This window comes from Streptomyces sp. CS113 (assembly GCF_002188365.1).
In the GTDB taxonomy this organism is placed as follows: domain Bacteria; phylum Actinomycetota; class Actinomycetes; order Streptomycetales; family Streptomycetaceae; genus Streptomyces; species Streptomyces tendae.
The window spans coordinates 175,737-193,491 of the sequence record NZ_KZ195574.1; the positions used below are offsets into that span (position 1 = coordinate 175,737).

11 protein-coding genes are annotated in these 17,755 nt (G+C 71.7%); 4 read left to right on the forward strand and 7 right to left on the reverse strand.

Features of this window, described 5'->3' with window-relative positions; all coding sequences use genetic code 11:
• Window positions 1-69: 69 nt before the first annotated feature.
• Together B9W62_RS00560 and B9W62_RS00565 are read left to right on the forward strand one after the other, a co-directional pair.
• Window positions 70-3,813: a S8 family serine peptidase gene (locus B9W62_RS00560; RefSeq protein WP_087804089.1), complete on the forward strand. Its 3,744-nt coding sequence runs from the start codon at window positions 70-72 to the stop codon at window positions 3,811-3,813.
• 180 nt (window positions 3,814-3,993) lie between these two features.
• Complete coding sequence (locus B9W62_RS00565) at window positions 3,994-6,012, forward strand: CASTOR/POLLUX-related putative ion channel (RefSeq protein WP_087804091.1); 2,019 nt, start codon at window positions 3,994-3,996, stop codon at window positions 6,010-6,012.
• Between the two features lie 31 nt (window positions 6,013-6,043).
• Here B9W62_RS00565 and B9W62_RS00570 read toward each other — a convergent pair whose 3' ends face one another.
• The 6 genes from B9W62_RS00570 to B9W62_RS00595 form a co-directional block, all read right to left on the reverse strand.
• Window positions 6,044-6,265 (reverse strand): hypothetical protein, encoded by a 222-nt coding sequence (locus tag B9W62_RS00570; protein ID WP_256976139.1) that lies wholly within the window; start codon window positions 6,263-6,265, stop codon window positions 6,044-6,046.
• Window positions 6,266-6,412: 147 nt separating this feature from the next.
• Entirely contained in the window at window positions 6,413-7,603 is a 1,191-nt protein-coding gene (locus B9W62_RS00575; protein ID WP_087804094.1) for an ABC transporter substrate-binding protein, read from the reverse strand.
• Entirely contained in the window at window positions 7,600-8,655 is a 1,056-nt protein-coding gene (locus tag B9W62_RS00580) for a branched-chain amino acid ABC transporter permease (protein ID WP_087804096.1), read from the reverse strand. The genes B9W62_RS00575 and B9W62_RS00580 overlap by 4 nt, the downstream gene beginning before the upstream one ends.
• Window positions 8,652-9,524, reverse strand: a complete 873-nt coding sequence (locus B9W62_RS00585; protein ID WP_087804098.1) for a branched-chain amino acid ABC transporter permease — start codon at window positions 9,522-9,524, stop codon at window positions 8,652-8,654. The genes B9W62_RS00580 and B9W62_RS00585 overlap by 4 nt, the downstream gene beginning before the upstream one ends.
• Window positions 9,525-9,571: 47 nt before the next feature.
• The gene (locus B9W62_RS00590; protein ID WP_087804100.1) at window positions 9,572-10,285 is read right to left on the reverse strand and encodes an ABC transporter ATP-binding protein; all 714 of its coding nucleotides are present in this window, start codon (window positions 10,283-10,285) and stop codon (window positions 9,572-9,574) included.
• Window positions 10,282-11,046, reverse strand: coding sequence for an ABC transporter ATP-binding protein (locus B9W62_RS00595; protein ID WP_256976140.1), 765 nt, complete (start codon window positions 11,044-11,046; stop codon window positions 10,282-10,284). Before B9W62_RS00595 ends, B9W62_RS00590 begins: the two co-directional genes overlap by 4 nt.
• 213 nt (window positions 11,047-11,259) lie before the next feature.
• Here B9W62_RS00595 and B9W62_RS00600 point away from each other — a divergent pair, with 213 nt between their 5' ends.
• Window positions 11,260-11,613, forward strand: a complete 354-nt coding sequence (locus B9W62_RS00600; protein WP_087811666.1) for an antibiotic biosynthesis monooxygenase family protein — start codon at window positions 11,260-11,262, stop codon at window positions 11,611-11,613.
• Window positions 11,614-11,797: 184 nt separating this feature from the next.
• On the forward strand, window positions 11,798-13,726 hold the full coding sequence (locus B9W62_RS00605) for an N-acetylmuramoyl-L-alanine amidase (protein WP_087804104.1): 1,929 nt from the start codon (window positions 11,798-11,800) through the stop codon (window positions 13,724-13,726).
• A gap of 210 nt (window positions 13,727-13,936) precedes the next feature.
• Here the strand turns inward: B9W62_RS00605 and B9W62_RS00610 are convergent, their stop codons facing one another.
• The gene (locus tag B9W62_RS00610) at window positions 13,937-17,683 is read right to left on the reverse strand and encodes a S8 family serine peptidase (protein ID WP_107424176.1); all 3,747 of its coding nucleotides are present in this window, start codon (window positions 17,681-17,683) and stop codon (window positions 13,937-13,939) included.
• Window positions 17,684-17,755 lie beyond the last annotated feature (72 nt).

The following is a 17,755-nucleotide window of genomic DNA, read 5'->3' on the forward strand; positions in this document are numbered from 1 at the left end:
TTCGGTGACCTTTGGAGTGCCAGGGGACGTTCGTCCCCCGTCCGGCGCGACCGCAGGAGATACAGACACTTGAAGCAACACCCAAGATGCTGGAGCGTGACGGCAGTTGCCGCCGCCTCGGTGCTCGTGTTCACGGGACCGTTCAGCGTACCGGCCGTGGCGGGGCCCGGCCCCGCACCCGCACTCGCCGCGCACCAGGCGCCCTCGTCCGCCGGCGTCCCCACCGGCGTCGCCACCCGCGTCCCCACCGGGGAACACACGGTGACACTGATCACCGGAGACGTGGTGACCACCCGTCAGGGCTCGGGCGGAGCCGGTGGGACGGTCACCGTCCGGGACGCCGACGGAAAGCCCGCGCGGTCGCGTCTCACCGAGGCGGACGGCAACCTGTTCGTGTATCCGGAGTCCGCGCTGCCCTTCGTCGCCAAGGGCAGCCTCGACCGCGAACTGTTCAACGTCACCGGCCTGATCGAGGACGGGTACGACGACGCCTCCCGTGAGCGGCTCCCGCTGATCGTGTCGTACCGGGACGCGGCGGCGCACCGTACGGCCACTGTCCCCGACGGCGCCCGCAAGGTGCGCGACCTCGCCAGTGTGCAGGGCACCGCGCTCAGTACCGACCGGACGCGGACCGCGGAGTTCTGGCGTTCCGTCACCGGGGCGCGCCCGGCCGCCGACGGCGTCAGGGATTCAGGTACCGACGCCGCCTTCCGCGGCGGGGTCGCACACATCTGGCTCGACGCCACGGTCGAGGCCGACCTGGCCGACAGCACCGCGCAGATCGGCGCCCCGAGGGCCTGGGCCGGCGGCAACACCGGGCAGGGCGTCGAGGTCGCCGTGCTCGACACCGGCGTCGACGCCGGGCACCCGGACCTCGCCGACCGGATAGCGGCGCGGCAGAGCTTCGTACCGGACGAGAACACCGACGACCACGACGGGCACGGCACCCACGTGGCGTCCACCATCGCCGGCACCGGTGCGGCCTCCGACGGCAAGGAGAAGGGGGTGGCGCCCGGAGCGCGGCTGAGCATCGGCAAGGTGCTGGACAACTCCGGGCGCGGGCAGATCTCGTGGACGCTGGCCGCCATGGAGTGGGCCACTGTCGAACGCCACGCGAAGATCGTCAACATGAGCCTGGGCTCCAGCGAGCAGTCCGACGGCAGCGATCCGATGAGCCAGGCCGTGGACCGGCTCAGCGCCGAGACCGGCGCGCTGTTCGTCGTCGCCGCGGGGAACGGTGGCGAGGCCGGCAGCATCGGCGCCCCTGGTGTGGCCACCTCCGCGCTGACCGTGGGCGCGGTGGACGCCACCGACACCGTGGCCCCGTTCTCCAGCCAGGGCCCCCGGGTCGACGGCGCGCTGAAGCCGGAGATTACCGCCCCCGGAGTCGGCATCCTCGCCGCCAACTCCTCCTTCGCCGCGGGCGGCAGCGGTGCGTACCAGAGTCTGAGCGGCACCTCGATGGCCACGCCGCACGTCGCCGGCGCCGCCGCTCTGCTCGCCGCCGCGCGTCCCGACCTCACTGGCAGCGCCCTGAAGGACGTCCTTGCCAGCAGTTCGCACCGCACTCCGCAGTACGACGCGTTCCAGGCCGGCAGCGGCCGGGTGGACGTCGACGCCGCGGTGCGCGCCGGGGTGTACGCCTCGGCGACCGCCTACGCCCCGGGCGGCTCACCGGGCCCCGTGCGGCGCCCGGTGACGTACACGAACACCACCGGCGCCGCGGTCACCCTGGATCTGTCGGTCGCGGCGACGCACGCGCCCGAGGGGATGTTCCGGCTGTCCGCCTCCCGGGTCACCGTCCCGGCGCACGGCACCGCCGATGTCACGCTGACGATCGACGGCTCGGGCTCGGCCGGTGGCCGCGCCTACAGCGGCCAGATCCTCGCGACGGACGCCGACGCGCGGAACGTGGCACACACCGCGGTGTCCGCGGGCCCGGTCCGGCACAAGCTGACGGTGCACTTCAAGGACGCGGACGGCAACCCCGTGCCGGGCGTGTTCGACCTGCTGAAGTCGGGGGACTCCGAGTCCCTCCCCGTCCTCGTCGGCGATAGCGGCACGGCCGAGCTGTACCTGCCCGAGGACACCTACTCGGCCCTCGCCTTCAAGACCGTCCCCGGCGTCCACGGCCCCCACTCGTGGGGCATGGCGCTGCTCGGGGACCCCGAGGTCCGGCTGACGCGGGACACCGCGGTCACCTTCGACGCGAGCCGGGTCGAGCGCATCGAGACGACGGTGCCCCAGCGGACCGAGGCGACCTACCAGCGGCTGGACTACCAGCGCTCCATGGGAGGGACGACGTACCGGACGGGCTTGGAGACGCAGACCGCGTACGACAGCCTGTGGGCGCAGCCGACCACCCACAAGGTGACCCACGGCGACTTCCTCGTCAACGCCCGCTGGCGCAAGGAGCAGCCCGCGCTGACGGTGTCCACCCGGACCACCGACTTCACGGACGTCCTGCGCCAGGACGGTGTCACCGCACTGCCGAAGGGCACGCGCACACTGCCGTTGGTCTTCGCGGGCGACGGCGCCGCAGCCGAGTACGCCCGGCTCGACGCCCGCGGCAAGGCGGTGGTGGTACGCCGCGACGACGATGTCGCCGACGGCGTCCAGGCGGCCAACGCCGTGGCCGCGGGGGCCGCACTGCTTCTGGTGGTCAACAACGAGGACGGCCGTGCCCTGCGCGGCTACGGCGAGCCCTTCGGGCCGCCCGTCGCCCTCGACGTCGCGCTGCTGAGCACCGACGAGGGCGAGAAGCTCGCCGCCCAGGCGAAGGTCCGCGGGGCGCGAGTCACCGTGGCCTCCCAGCCGGTCAGCCCCTACGTGTACGACCTCCTGGCGAGCTGGCACAACGAGATCCCGGCCCGGATGACCACCCGGGCGGACTCCCGCTCCCTGGCCCGGGTCGACGTAGCCTTCGACAGCCCGCTGCCCGACGGGTCCGGCGGGGAGTTCCGCTACGACTGGATCCCGGGCAGCGGCTGGACCTTCGGCGGCCCCCAGCCCGAGCCCGTCAAGGGCGCCCGTACCGACTGGGTCTCCACCGGTGACCACCGCTGGAACCAGGAGGCGTACGCGGGAGGCGTGGTCTACGAGATCGGCGCCAAGACGGCCTACCGGCCCGGCAGCCGACAGTCGGAGGAGTGGTTCGGGCCCGTCGAACGACCCCACCTCAACGACGCGTATCGTTCGCCCCTGCGCATCGGTGACTCGATGGCCATCGACGTACCCGCCTGGGGCAGCCGGGACCACATCGGCCTCAGCCAGGACGACACCGGTACGACCACGCAGCACATGACCCTGTCCCAGGGCGGCACGACCCTCGGGGAGGGGGTCTTCTCGCTCGTCGAGGGCAAGGCTCCGGGCCCCGGGAAGCTGCCCTACCGGCTCGTCGTCACCGGTGAGCGCGAGGCGCCGTTCACGCCGTACTCCTCGGCGACCCGGACCCAGTGGGACTTCGTCTCCGCTGCCGCCGCCGACCCGGAGGCCAGGACCGTGCTGCCGCTCGTGCAGCTCGACTACCGTGTCGACGTCGACGGTGCAGGCCGCGCCAAGCGGCACGCCACGGTGACCGTGACGGCCGCGCACCTGCCCGGCGCCGCGCCCGTCGGCCACCTCGGCGCACCCACCCTGGAGCTGTCCTACGACGACGGCCGCAGCTGGCACCGCGCCGCCCGCACCGGGGACGGCGGGTTCCGCCTCGACGCCCCGAGCCGGGCGGAGTTCGTCACGGTGCGCGCCAGTGCGCGGGACACCGTCGGCAACACCGTCCACCAGACGGTCACCCGGGCCTTCGGCCTCCGCTGACCCGACGTCACCCCGGCAGGACAACGGGCTGCGGCTCCGGGCAGCGCTGCCCGGAGCCGCAGCCCGCCATGCCGTTCCCTAACGGGTGAATATCCCCGTGGCACGGTGTGTCGCGGCTCTCGCATCAGCACTCTTCCGCTGATGGCTCACGCGGTGCGCGGGGCGGTAGGGGGTACACATATGGGGCGCCGGCGGGCGGTTTCCTGGCGACACCGAGCGCGTTATGTCTTCGACCGGACACTGGCCCGAAGCACCGGGGCACTGCTCGGCTGGCTGGCCGCCTGCTGTCTGGCGATCGTCGTTCCCGTCAGCACGCTCCTGGTGTGGACCGACCCGCGGGCACCCCGCTCCCTGACGGAACGGCTCGTGGCGGTGTGGCGTACGAGCGCCGAGACCCTCCGCCTCGGCGGGGTGACCGGCGCGCCGCTCCGGATGCTCCTGTCGGTGTTCCTCGGACTGATCGCCCTGCTGTGTGTCTCCACCCTGGTGGGTGTGATCACGACCGGGCTGGGTGACCGCCTGGAGGAACTGCGCCGGGGTCGGTCCAGGGTGCTGGAGAAGGGGCACGCGGTGGTGCTCGGCTGGTCCGACCAGGTGTTCACCGTGGTCGGTGAGATGGTCATCAGCCAGGTCGGCAGGGTACGCGGGGCCGTCGCGGTGCTCGCCGATCGCGACTCCGCCGTGATGGCCTCGGAGCTGAGCGCGGCGCTGGGCGTGACTCGTGGAGTACGCGTCGTCTGCCGTACGGGCGCCCCGACCGACCCCGCCGCGCTCGCGCTGCTCACTCCTGCCGCGGCGCACTGCGTCCTGGTGCTGCCGGGCGACGACGCCGATGCCGACGCGGAGGTGGTCCGGGTGCTGTTGGCCCTGCGAGCACTGCTCGGCGCCGGGGCGGGCCCACCGGTGGTGGCCGCCGTACGCGACGAGCGGTTCCTGACCGCGGCCCGGCTCGCTGCCGGAACGCGGGGCTTCGTCCTGGACGTCGAGACCACGGCGGCGCGGCTGCTCGTCCAGGCCGCCCGGTACCCCGGCCTGGTGCGGGCGTTGCGGGACCTTCTCGATCTCGCGGGCGCCGAGTTCCACGTGGTCCACGCGCCGGACGCCCTGGGGCTGACGTTCGCCGAGATCTCCTCGCGGTACGAGGAGGCCTGTGCCGTCGGGTACCTGGCGGCCGACGGCCGCGCCCTGCTCACACCGGCGTCTGGCGCGCGATGCGGCCCCGGGGACCGTTTGATCGTCGTCGCGCGGGACGATCGGCCGCCCGTCGCGAAGCGGGAGGGCACCGCCGTGGATCACACCGTCATGGCGGGCCCGCCCGACCGGCAGCGGTCCTTCTCGAAGACGCTGCTGCTGGGGTGGAACCGTCGCGCTCCACTGGTCATGGAGTCGCTCAGCCGCACCGCACCGCCGGGCTCCCACCTGCACGTCGTCAGCGGCGCCGACGACGGACCGGTGACCGCGGGGGCCGTGGGCCCCACTGACGACGAAAGGGTCGCCGTGTCGTACCACGTCGGGGAACCGACCCGACCCGACACGCTGCGCGCGCTCGACCTGTTCGGCTATGACAGCGTGATCGCGCTCGCACCGGACGCGGGTCCTCACCGGGCCCGGCCGGACGACCAGCTCCTGCTCACGCTGCTGAACCTGAGGGCCGTCGAGGAGGAGACGGGACAGTCCCTGCCCGTCGTCGCCGAACTGACCGACCACCGCAGCCTGGCCCTGGCCCCGCTGGGCCCGGAAGGGGACGCTGTCGTGCGCGGCGAGCTGACCTCCCTGGTCATGACCAGGATCGCGCAGGACACCGGCATGGCCGCCGTGTTCGAGGAGCTCTTCGCCGCACGGGGTGGCGCCCTGGCCCTGCGCCCGGCCTCGCACTACGTGCTCCCCGGCCGGGTCGCGTCGTTCGCCACCGTGGTGGCGTCCGCCCACGGGCGTGGGGAGTGCGCGATCGGGTACCGGGCGCACGACGCACGCACCCCGCGCCGGGAGGCCGATGTCCGCCTCGCCCCTGGCAAAGCGGAACGACGCGTATGGAGTTCATCGGACGAGATCCTGGTCGTGACCCCGCCGGACGCGGATGCCCGTTGCCCAGGTGCCGCGTCCGACGAGCGACCGGCGCGACCGGCGCGACCGGACATGCTCCCGGAAGCCAGGCAGGGCAGGGAAGACAGACCTGCGCGCGGCCCGGCCCCTGAGTGAGGTCATGACGTGGCCGTGCTCGGGGCAGCGGTCAGGCCGCTGTCCGGCGGGTGAGGGCCGGCAGTGTCCTGGTCCTGATCCGACGGTAGGTCGCGAAACCGTGCACGGTCACCGCTGCCCAGATGACGGTACTGAGCAACGGCCACCACAGCTCGCGTCCCTGCGCACCCTCGGCCAGCTTCACGACCGAGTTCAGTGCCCAGCCGACGGCGAGGAAGAGAGCCGCCCACCTGGCCCACCGCCAGATCGCCATGGTTCCTCGCGCACGGGATTCCTGCCGAGTCCGTTCCCTGTGCCGAAGTTGTGTGTCCACCATGACTGTTCGTCTGCCCGTCATCCGGCGTCGTCTCCTCGCCCTGGCGAGGAAGGCCGAAAACCACGGGTGGCCCTCGGCCGCCCGTCAGTTCGCCAGATGCCAGTCGCCGTCACGCACCACGAGTACGCCGAGCGACTCCGGCTGGAGACCGGAGTGCTCCTTCGCCGAGTTCCGGATCGGGCCGGACACTCCGTCGAAGCCGATCGTCTCGATCGTGTCGCGCAGCTCGGCACCGTCCGTGCCGCCCGACTTGGCGATGGCGTCGCGCAGCATCAGTGCGGCGTCGGCCGCGAAAGAGGCGAACCCGGAGTAGTCCTGGTACCTGTCCGTGTAGCGCGCCACCCACTGCTTCTGGTCCCGCACGCTGTCACCGCCCGAGGTGACGTCACCGATCGCCAGGACGCGGGGGAAGACCATGTGGACACCCTCCGCGGCTCCTTGAGCACCCTTGACGAAGAGTTCCGCACCGGCGCCGGCATCCAGATAGACACCACCGTCGAATTCCGCGTCCCGAAGATTCTTGGCGATGATCCCGGCAGCCGGCATGACCGCCCAGACCACCACGGCCTCGGGACGGTCGTCGACCAGGCGTTTCGCCTGGACGCTCATGTCCTTGTCCTCCTGGCCGAACTGCTGCGTGCCGGTGACCTCGATGCCGGCCTTCTTCGCCTGGGCCAGGACCGCGGCCCGGCCCTCCTGCCCGTAGGGGTTGTCGACGTTGAGCAGGCCGACACTCCTCACCCCCTTCTTCTTCAGATCGGCCAGCAGCACTTCGGCGTCCTGAGCGGGGTTGGGCGAGATCTTGAACGTGTACTGACGTTCCGCCACCGGTTCCGTGATGGCCGTTGCCGAGGCCAGCGAGATCAGGGGCACCTTGCGCTTCTCCACGATGCTGGTGACCGGGACGGTGCACGCCGAACAACCACCCGTGATCACCGCCACGACATGATCGTTGTTGATCAGGTCGTTGACGTTGGTGATGTTCTGCGCGGGCTTGGTCTGGTTGTCCTTGACGATCAGCCGGAGCTTGCGTCCGCCCAGCACTCCGCCCTGCTCGTTGATCGAGTCCACCTGGAGTTCGAGGGCCTTCTTGTACGCCGTGCCGATGCTCTGCGTGGGCCCCGACAACTCCAGGCTGGCGCCGATCGCGATGTCTCCCCCCTTCGAACGCCCGCCGGTCCCGTCGTCCTCCTCGGACGCGGCGCAGCCGGTGAGCCCCAAGGCGCCGACGAGGATCGCGCCGGTCAGCGCCAACGAGGTACCTGTCCGGATCACTGTGTCTCTCTTTCCTGAGTACGAGCCGTCGTGGCGGGGGCAGGACCGTCCTGCCGCTTCCGAACCGACCGCTCTCTGCGGACCGCTGTCACGCCGCCCACGCCTCTGGGCAGGAACAGCAGCACGGCTATCAACGCGATCCCGTAGACGATGATGTCGAAATTCCCGGTAGCGGACGGGAACACCTTCGGGATCAAATCCTTGGACGCCTCGGAGAACGTGACGATCACCAGCGCACCGAGCGGCGCGCCCCACGGGGTGCGCAGTCCGCCGACCGAGGCGATGACGAGCAGTTGCACGGAGTTGAGGAGTCCCGCCTGACCGGAGTCCATGAAGGACGACCAATGGGCGTACAGACTGCCCGCGACCGAGGCGAGCCCGGCCGCGAGCGCCAACGCGCCCCGGCGCAGCGCGGCGGCCGACACCCCGGCGGCCTCCGTGGCCACGGGGCTGTCGCCCAGCGCGCTCAGCGCGTCCCCCGCAGGGGACCGCAGCAGCGCGTCCACGGACAGCACGGCGACCAGCAGCACGCCGGCCACGAGGTAGTAGACCGACAGGTCGGTGTCCAGCTCCACACCGAACGGCGCCAGCGACGGAATGCCCGAGAGACCGTTCGAGGCGCCGGTCAGCGGCAGTTGATTGGCCAGGGAGCTGACCACCAGACCGAACGACAGGGTCGCCAGCGCCAGGTACTGGCCCTGCGCCCGGAAGATGAACAGCCCCACGATGTAGGCCACGGCCATGGCCAGCGCGGCCCCGGCGGTCAGCGCGAGCAGGGCGTTGACGTGCCATCTGCCGGTGAGGATCGCGGAGGTGTATCCGCCGACGGCGAAGAAGGCGGCCTGCCCGAGGGAGATCTGGCCGGCCCGGCCGACCAGCGGAACGAGGCCCAGGGCCGCCGTGGCCTGCAAACACATCAGCACCGCGACCGACATCGTGTAGAAGGGCACCCTCGTGAAGACGGCGGGGACCGTCAGCAGCAGTACGACGAAGACGGCGTACCCGGCGGCACGGGAGCCGACCAGGGCGCGTGCCCGGTGCGACGCGTTCATACCCGCACCACCGACGCCCGGCGCAGCAGCCCGGTGGGCCGCAGCAGCAGCACCGCGAGCAGCAGCCCGTAGGTGAGCGTGTCCTTGTACTCGCTGCTGAGATATCCGGTGGCGAACGCCTCCACCAGTCCGACCAGCAGCCCGCCGGCCACGGCGCCCGCCGGGGAGACGAGTCCGCCGATGACCGCCGCGGTGAAGCCCTTGAGCCCGAAGGGGATGCCCACGGACGCGTCCGGCGGCTGGAGCGGAGCCAGGAACACTCCGGCCAGCGCGCCCAGCGCCGCGGCCAGGGTGAACGCCAGCAGGCTCATCCGGGCCGGCGAGACACCCACGAGGCGGACCGCCTCCGGTTCCATGGCCGTGGCGCGCATCGCGGTACCCCACAGGGTTCTGGTGAGGAACAGCCACATCAGCAGGACCGCCAGCCCGGTGGCCACGCCGCACCACACGTACTGCCGGACCACATGGGCGCCGAACACCTCGAACGCGTGGCCCTCGGAGAAGGACGGGACGAAGTGGGAGTCCGGGCCGAACACGAGGAGCGCCGCGCCCTCAAGGGTCACGGAGGCGCCGATCGTCAAGATGATGAGCCGTTCGCTGTCGGCGTCCCGGGCTCGTCGGACGACGACGAGATCCAGCAGGGCACCGACGGCGGCGGTGGCGGCGATCGCGGTCAGGGCCGCCGCCCACAGGGGCGTGCCCGCCTCGTGCAGCACCGCGCAGCCCAGCCCGCCGAGCATGACGAAGTCGCCCTGCGCGAAGTTGATGACGCCGGTGACTTGATACACCAGGGCGACCCCGAGGCCGACCAGTGCGTAGGTGGTGCCGGCTCCGAGTCCGGAGAGGGTGAAGTCGAAGAACTGCGACATGCGTGGCTACCGGATTCCGATCCTGAGTGACTGCGGTGCGGGGACGTTCATCCGACGGGCCCTCCCAAGTAGGCCCGGACGACCCGGGGGTCTTCGCTCAGTCGGCCGACGGGTCCCGATGCCACGAGTTCTCCCCGCTCCATGAGGTGTCCGCGCTGTGCCACCCGGAAGGCGACGCTCGCGCTCTGCTCGACCAGGACCAGCGTCGTGCCACGCACGGCCAGTTCCACCAGTGCGTCGGTCACCAGCCGGACCGCCTGCGGGGCGAGCCCCAGCGACGGCTCGTCCAGCAGCAGCAGTCTCGGGCGGCTCATCAGGCCGCGGCCGATGGCCACCATCTGCTGCTCGCCGCCCGACAGGGTGCCCGCGGGCTGCCGTCGGCGGGCGACGAGAGCCGGGAAGAGGTCATAGACCGCGTCCAGCCCGGCCGCGGCCCGGTCCGCCGCGTAGCCGCCCAGCCGCAGGTTCTCCTCGACGGTGAGCCCGGCGAACACGTGACGGCCCTCGGGGACGAGCACCAGCCCCGCTCGCGCCCGCTGCTCCGCCGGCCAGCGGGTGACGTCCGTGCCGTCGAACTCGACGGTCCCCCGCCAGGGACGGGACAGGCCCGCCAGGGTGCGCAACAGCGTGGACTTCCCGGCACCGTTGGGTCCGATCACGGTCACGGCCTGCCCGGCGTCCACCGCGACGTCCACTCCGTGCAGGGCCTCGATCCGGCCGTATCCGGACACCAGCCCGGTGGCCCGCAGCAGTTCGCTCACGTCTCCTCGCCCAGGTATGCGGCGCGCACCACGGGGTCGGCCGCGATCTGCTCGGATGTGCCGTCCGCCAGCAGCCGGCCGTGGTCCAGGACCAGCACCCGGTCCGACACCGCGAAGACACCGGCGACATCGTGCTCGACCATCAGTACGGTCACACCTTCCGCCGCGATGTCCGTGAACAGTGCCGTCAGATCGGCACTTTCCGCGCGCGCGAGGCCTGCGAGAGGTTCGTCCAGGAGCAGCAGTGCGGGGTCTCCCGCCAGCGCCCTCGCGATCTCCACCCGGCGCTGGAGTCCGTAGGCCAGGCTCTCCGCGGGCAGGTGTGCGTAGGGCCCGAGCCCTACCCTGTCCAGCAGCTCACCGGCCGTGCGGCGCTCGGCCTCGACCCGCCTCCTGGAGGTGGCCAGACCCAGGACGTGGCCGAGGGAGAGGTGCACACTTCGAGCGGTGCGCGGCAGCATGACGTTGTGCAGCACGGTCAGCGAGCCGAAGATCTGAAGGTTCTGGAAGGTCCTGGTCACCCCCAGGCGGGCGGTGCGCACGGGGCCGGCTCCGGTGAGGTCGCGGCCGTTCACGCGAATGGTTCCGGAGGTCGGTGGTGTCACCCCGGAGAGGGCGTTCAACAAGGTTGTCTTTCCTGCACCGTTGGGGCCGATCAGTCCGATCACGCCACCGCTGGAGTGGGAGAGGGTGAAGTCTTCCACCGCCTTCACCCCGCCGTAGCGCACCGTGAGTGCGGACACCTCGACCGACGTGGTCACCGGCCGCCTCGGGCGGCGCATATGGCTGGCACTGTTCTCCTACACATCTGTCCGACCAGATGGGGTCGGACCTCAACTCGCGCCGGGAGTGGCGGTATTGGTCACCACTAAGACCGTCGGCGGGCAGTGGTTGTGACACCTCGGCAGGAAGATCCCTGTTGAGGGGGTTTCGACCGCTCGTCACAGGGGCGAGCCGTCGCTTGTCGAATGGACATGACCGACTCACTGAACTCGAAGACGCACACCGCCGATCCGGTCGTCCTCATCAAGACCTACACCGTGCCGTCGGAGGAGGCCGACTACTTCACCGAGGCGTACCAGGAGAACGCCCGGATCATGTCGACGCAGCCCGGATTCATCCGGTCCCGGCTGCACCGCCCCCTGGCCGACGCCCCCGAGACGCGGTTCGTTCATGTCGCCGAGTGGTCCTCGGGCACCGAACTCGACCGGGCCACGGGCAATCAGGAGTGGCACGCCGCGCTCAAGCGCCTGTTCGACGACCCGCAACTCCACATCACGTCGGAGCCGGCCGGCTATCGCGTCGTCGTCGAGTTCCGTCCTTCCTGACCCGGTCGCGACCGTCACGTCATTGTCACAACACACGGTGTTGGACCATGCGGATTCTCGTGGCACCTACAAGCAGCTTCGCCCTATAGTCATCCTCGCATCGAGTTGCCCTGCGCCGACGGCCTGCCACGGCCGCTGATCGGCGTGCCTCGATGCCCGTTACTTCTTCATAAGGAGCATCACCTTGCACAAGTCACGAAGGGCAGCCGTTCTGCCCGTCGGTGTCACGGTGGGCGCACTCGTCGCGGGTGGCCTGTTGGCCATGTCGGGCGCGGCACAGGCCGACACGGCGAGTGACGCCTCGGACAAACGCCAGGAGGCCCTGCTCGCCGCGGCGGACGAGTACCACATCCCGCCCGCCGTCCTGCTCGCCCTGTCCCACCAGGAATCGGCGTGGGACGGACACGGCGGTCTGCCGAGCACCGACGGCGGCTACGGGCCGATGAACCTCACCGACGTCACCCCCGCCATGCTGGCCGGCGGCGGTGCCGGTGCCGCCGGCCGGGCCGACGTCGAGACCCTCGCCGCCGACCCCGCCCTCCACACACTGCGCCAGGCCGCGGAGCTGACCGGTCTGCCGGCGCGGGACCTGCGTGAGGACGACGCCGCGAACATCCGGGGCGGCGCAGCGCTGCTGGCCTCGTACGAGCGGGAACTGGTCGGCGCGACGCCCACGGACCCCGGCGAGTGGTACGGGGCCGTGGCCCGCTACAGCCAGGCCAAGCAGGAGAAGGCGGCGGCGAGCTTCGCCGATCGCGTCTTCCGCACGATGCGGGGCGGTGCCTCGGCCACGACCCCGGACGGCCAGCGCCTGCGCCTGGCCGCCAGCCCCTCGGTCACCCCCGACCGGCAGCAGATCGACGCACTGCACCTCAAGAAGGCGTCCACGGCGGCCGCGGTCGAATGCCCCGCGACCGTCGACTGCACCTTCGTCGCCGGCTCTCCGGTCGGCGGGCAGGTGGCCGACCGGCCCGCGAACGGCATCCGCATCGACACGATCGTCATCCACGACCTGGAGTCCACCTACGACGCCGGTGTCGCGGGTCTGGCCAACCCCACGAACCCCGCCTCGACCCACTACGTCATGTCGTCGTCCGGTGCGGTCACCCAGATGGTCCCGACCAAGGACATCGCCTTCCACGCGGGAAACTACTCGACCAACCTGCACTCCATCGGGATCGAGCACGAAGGCTTCGCCGCTCACGGCGCCGCCTGGTACACGGAGTCGCAGTACCAGGCCACGGCCGACCTGGTGAAGTACCTGGCCGGGCGGTTCGGCGTACCGCTGGACCGGCAGCACGTCATCGGCCATGACAACGTTGCCGGGCCGAACTCCGCGCTGGTCGCCGGCATGCACTGGGACCCCGGCTACGCGTGGGACTGGAACCACTTCATGAGCCTGCTCGGGGCGCCGGTCAGCGGTCTGCCCGAGGTGCCCCAGCCGGGCGAGGTCGTGGCGATCACGCCCTCGTTCACGGAGAACGTGCAGACCTTCCAGGTGTGTCCCTCCGACGACCCCACCGGGCAGACGCCCACCTGCACCGAGCGGCAGCAGCAGGCCAACTTCGTCTACCTGCGCACCGCCCCGGACGAGACCGCCCCGCTCTTCGGCGACCAGGCGATCCACGGCACCGCCGCGGGTACCAACCGGGTGAACGACTGGGGCAGCACGGCACAGGCCGGTCAGCAGTTCGTGGTGGCCGAGGTGCGGGAGGACTGGACCGCCGTCTGGTTCAGCGGGGCGAAGGTGTGGTTCCACAACCCGGGCGGCACCAACACCCGTATCCGGTACGGTGTGAAGATCATCAAGCCCGCCGGGAGCACGCCGGTGGCACTCTACGGCTCCAGCTATCCCGACAAGGCCGAGTACCCGGCCGGTCTCGGCGCCTCCACGCAGGCCCCGCTGAGCATGTACTCCATCCCGGCCGGACAGGCGTACGTGGCCACTCAGGACGCCTCGGCCACCGACGACTACTTCCCGTCCAGCGGAGCCGTCGTCATCGGCGGGAAGAAGATGTACACCGTGCAGTACAACCACCGCGTCGCACTCGTCTACGCGAACGGTGTCACCGCGACCACGGCGACGCACCACTGGGAGAACGGCGGCGTCTGACCGTCGGGCCCGTTCCGTGACGCCGGTTCGGGACGGGCCGGCACGTCGCCGTCGGCGGCGGCGACGTGACCTCCTCTTGCGGCGTCGTCCCGATCCGGGCAACGCTCCCGCCCGCGGTCGGGTGGCCTTCCTCGAAAGCCACCCGACCGCGGGCGTTCCGCTGCCGGATACCGGCCTTTCCCGTCAGGGGGGCGTCCGGTCAGTGTCCCTTCACCCGAGACCGGTCGCCCTCGTCACCGTCTGGGTCACCGTGCTGCCCTGCGTGTCCGCGGCACGGACCCGCAGGGACAGGAACGCGGCACGCCGGGGTGCGTCCAGTCGGACCCGCACTGCTCCTTCACCGGCGGACCGCACATCCGCCCGATGCCAGGTGCGCCCGTCGTCGTAGGACAGCTCGACCTTCTCGGTGCGCACCCGGGACGTCGAGGCGCCGGGCAGGTGCGAGGCGGTGACGACGAGTTCCGCGTCGCGGGGGGCGACGCCGGCCGCCGAGGTGGGGACGGTGTAGTCCAACTGCACCAGCGGGAGCAGCGGCGCGGTACCTGGCCGGGCCCGCGCGGACGAGAAGCCCCACTCGGTGTGTGTCGCGGTCGAGTAGGGGTGCCCCCCGGTACGCCTGGTGTCGACGGTCAGCAGATACCTTCCCGCTGCGCCGGGGACTTCGACCCCCAACCAACCGCCCTCGGTCTCGTGGAAGAGCTTCCCGTTCCGGTGGAGCGAGAGATTCTGCGTCACCGTGCCGGGGCCCACGGTGCCCGCGTGACCGTGTCCACCGTCACCGTAGGCGCTGATGGCGCCCGTGAGGGAGTTGCCCTGCCGCCGCGGGGGTTCCAGCGTTTCGCTGAGCCGGGGGTGCTCGACGGGGCCGAACCACTGGACGTCCGTGGCGCGTCCCGCCGGGTACGCGACGCGGCCGGAGTGCTGGAAGGAGGTGTTCTCCTCGTAGGCCTGCTCGGTCCAGGCGGCCTCGGGCGCGGCGGTCACCCAGTCGGTGCGGTGGGCGCCCGCGGTGGACACGCGGCGGCTGTCGAACCGCGCCACTTCGTAGGGCTGCACGTCGAAGCGGTTCTCGGTCACTTCGCGGCCGGGCGCGTTGCGGAACTCCACGTCGACCCGGGCCAGTTCGTCGCGCTCCGGAGCGTAGTGCCGCGTTGGCGGAATGCCGCCGCGCCAGGTGTGCACCAGGTCGTAGAGGTAGCCGGTCTCGGCATGCCCGACGACCCGCATCGGCACCGATCCGGCCTTGCTGCTGCCGATCCGTCCGATCAGAGCCTCGCCCTCGCCGCGGGAGATTCCCGCGACGACCAGCGCAGTGCGGTCCCCCGGCTGGAACAGCCGGCCGTCGTCGCGACCCACCAGGACCAGCAGTGCCACACCGGCCTGCTCGGCGGCGACCACCTGGTCCTCGCCCGTGTAGCGGACCACGGCCACCTTGCCGCGAGCTCCCGACGCCGCGTACTGCTGCGGCGTGCCGTCACCGGCGAACACGGCGCGCAGGGTCCGGGTGCGTTCCGCGGGCCGCGCCGACCAGGGCTGAAGCCACAGGTCGTCCAGGTTCCCGGTATCGGTGGACAGACTCAGCAGGGGCTGCTCGTGGCGTGAACGCACGGTGTACAGGAGATCGCCGTCCGCGGGCTTGCCGGTGGGCAGAGCCCACAGGCTGTCGTAGCCGGTGCCGAGCGTCGTGGTGTCGTTGATCGGGGGTGTGCCGTCCGCGAACGACCGGCTGAAGTCGGTGCGCGCGTCGGTGACCTGGCTGGGCCGGGGAGTTTCGAGCCGGGTCTGGCGCAGCCCGGTGCCGTCGAGCGTCAGCGACCGGTCGGTGTCACGCACTTGGACGTCGGTGCGGATCAGCAGGGCCTGGCCCAGCGAGGACTCACCGTGGGTTCCGCGCACGGTCCCCCACATCCACACGGTGTAGGTGCCGTTCGGTACGACCATGTCGACGTCACCCTCGGTGTCCGTCACGGCGAGCGCGGAGTACGGGTCGCCCTTGCGCTGGAAACGGATGAGGTCGGAGAGCGGCTCGCCGTCCCGCCCCGTGACGTGCACCCGCAGGTGGTGCATCTCCTCGCGGGTGCTGACGGCGAGCAGGGTGCGGGTGAGCGTGCGCCCGTCGATCAGGCCTGTGACCTGTCCGGTGAACCGGGAGCCGGCGGGCGCCAGATCGAGGTCGGTGGTGACGGTGGTGGCCGTGCTCCCTCGCGCGGGCACGGTGATCTCACGGTCGGCGACGGTGAACAGTCCCTGGGGCGCCCCGGGGGCCGCGACCCGCACGGCGACCGTGACGGGCCGGTCCGCGGTGTTCACCCACTCGACCTCGCGCGTCACCTTCTCGCCGGGCTCGCCACCCGAAGAGTGGATGCCGGCGTCCGCGACGCCGGTGGCCACGAGGTCCGCCGAGGCCGCCGAGGCGACGTCGACGCGTCCGCTGCCACCCTGGTCCGTCGGGTTGGCCGGCGTCGGGGCCGCGGTGCTGACCAGGGCGTCCTTGATGCGCGCGCCGGTCCACTCCGGGTGCCGGGCGGCCACCAGCGCGGCCGCTCCGGCGACGTGCGGCGTGGCCATGGAAGTGCCGTTCAAGCTGGCGTAGGCGCCGCTGCCGAAGGTGGCGTACCGCGAGCGCGCGGCGAGGATGCCGACGCCCGGCGCGGTGATCTCGGGCTTGACCGCGTCGTCCCGGAAGCGAGGGCCGCGGCTGGAGAAGTTCGCCATCGCGTCCGCGGAGTCCACGGCGCCGACGGTCAGTGCGGCGTCCGCGGCGCCGGGTGCCGAGACGGTGGATTCACCGGGGCCCTCGTTGCCGGCGGCGACGGTGAACAGTGTGCCGGTCTCCGCGCTGAGCGCGTTCACGGCCTGGCTCAGTGGATCCGAGCCGTCCGACGGTACGGTTCCGCCGAGGCTCATGCTGACGACACGGGCCCTTGCCTCGCGCGCCGCCCACTCCATCCCGGCGATCACACCGGAGCTGGGGCCGGATCCGTCGTCGCCGAGCACCTTGCCGACGTGCAGGCGCACTCCGGGGGCGACGCCCCTCTCCTTGCCGTCCGAGGCGGCCCCGTTCCCCGCGACGGTGGACGCGACGTGGGTGCCGTGTCCCTGCCGGTCGAGGACGTCCTGCCCGGGGACGAAGCTGCGGGCGGACACGACCTGCCCGCCGGAGAGGTCCGGGTGTCCGGTGTCGTAACCGGTGTCGAGGACGGCGACGTCCACGCCCTGCCCGGTGTTTCCGCCCTTCCACACCTCGGGTGCCCCGATCTGCGCGGTGCTCTCGGCGAGATCGGTGCGGACCTTGGCGTCCAGCCAGACCTTCCGCACCCCGCCGCCGAGCGCGGCCGTCGGCGACGCCTTCGGCCCGCCCTCGCTCCGCCCCGTCGTGCCCGGGTCGGTGAGGTCGGCCCAGAAGCGGTCCGCGTCCTCCCGGCTCTCCTGGAGCGCGGTGGCGTTGATACTGGTCAAGGGGCGTGCCCTGGCGGCGCCCTCGGGGAGCGAGGACAGGTCGGCCCGCCGCTGGGCCGCCGAGCCGTAGGTCAGGATGAGTGGCAGTCCCGGGGTGCGGGCGTCGTCGTAGCCGTCGGCGACCAGCCGGGTCACGTTGAACAGGGCCTCGTCGAGCAGTCCGGCCGCGACATGCCGTTCGGCCGCGAGGGGGTAGACGTACAGGTCGCCGTCCTTGGACTGGACGCGGGCCCGGGAGGGGAGGCCGTCCGGTCCCTCCGCGGTGAGGGTGGGCGGGCCGGGCCGGTGGGGTGTGACGGTGATCCGGTCCCCGGTGATCAGAGTGACGGTGCGCGGGGAGGTGGCGAAGGCGGCGGTGTCCGGCGCGGTGGTACGCGGGGTGGGGGCCGGTCGTTCTCCGGCCAGGGCGGCCTGCGGGACGAGCGTCAGCAGGGCGGTGACCGCCGTGAGCAGCGCCGTCGAGGGGCGCCGGTGCGGGGTTCGTTGCTGTGGTCTCACACGATTCCTCTGTCGGTCGAAGGGGCGGGACGGGCCTTCGGCCCGGGGGCATGCACGGAAATCCCCCCGGAG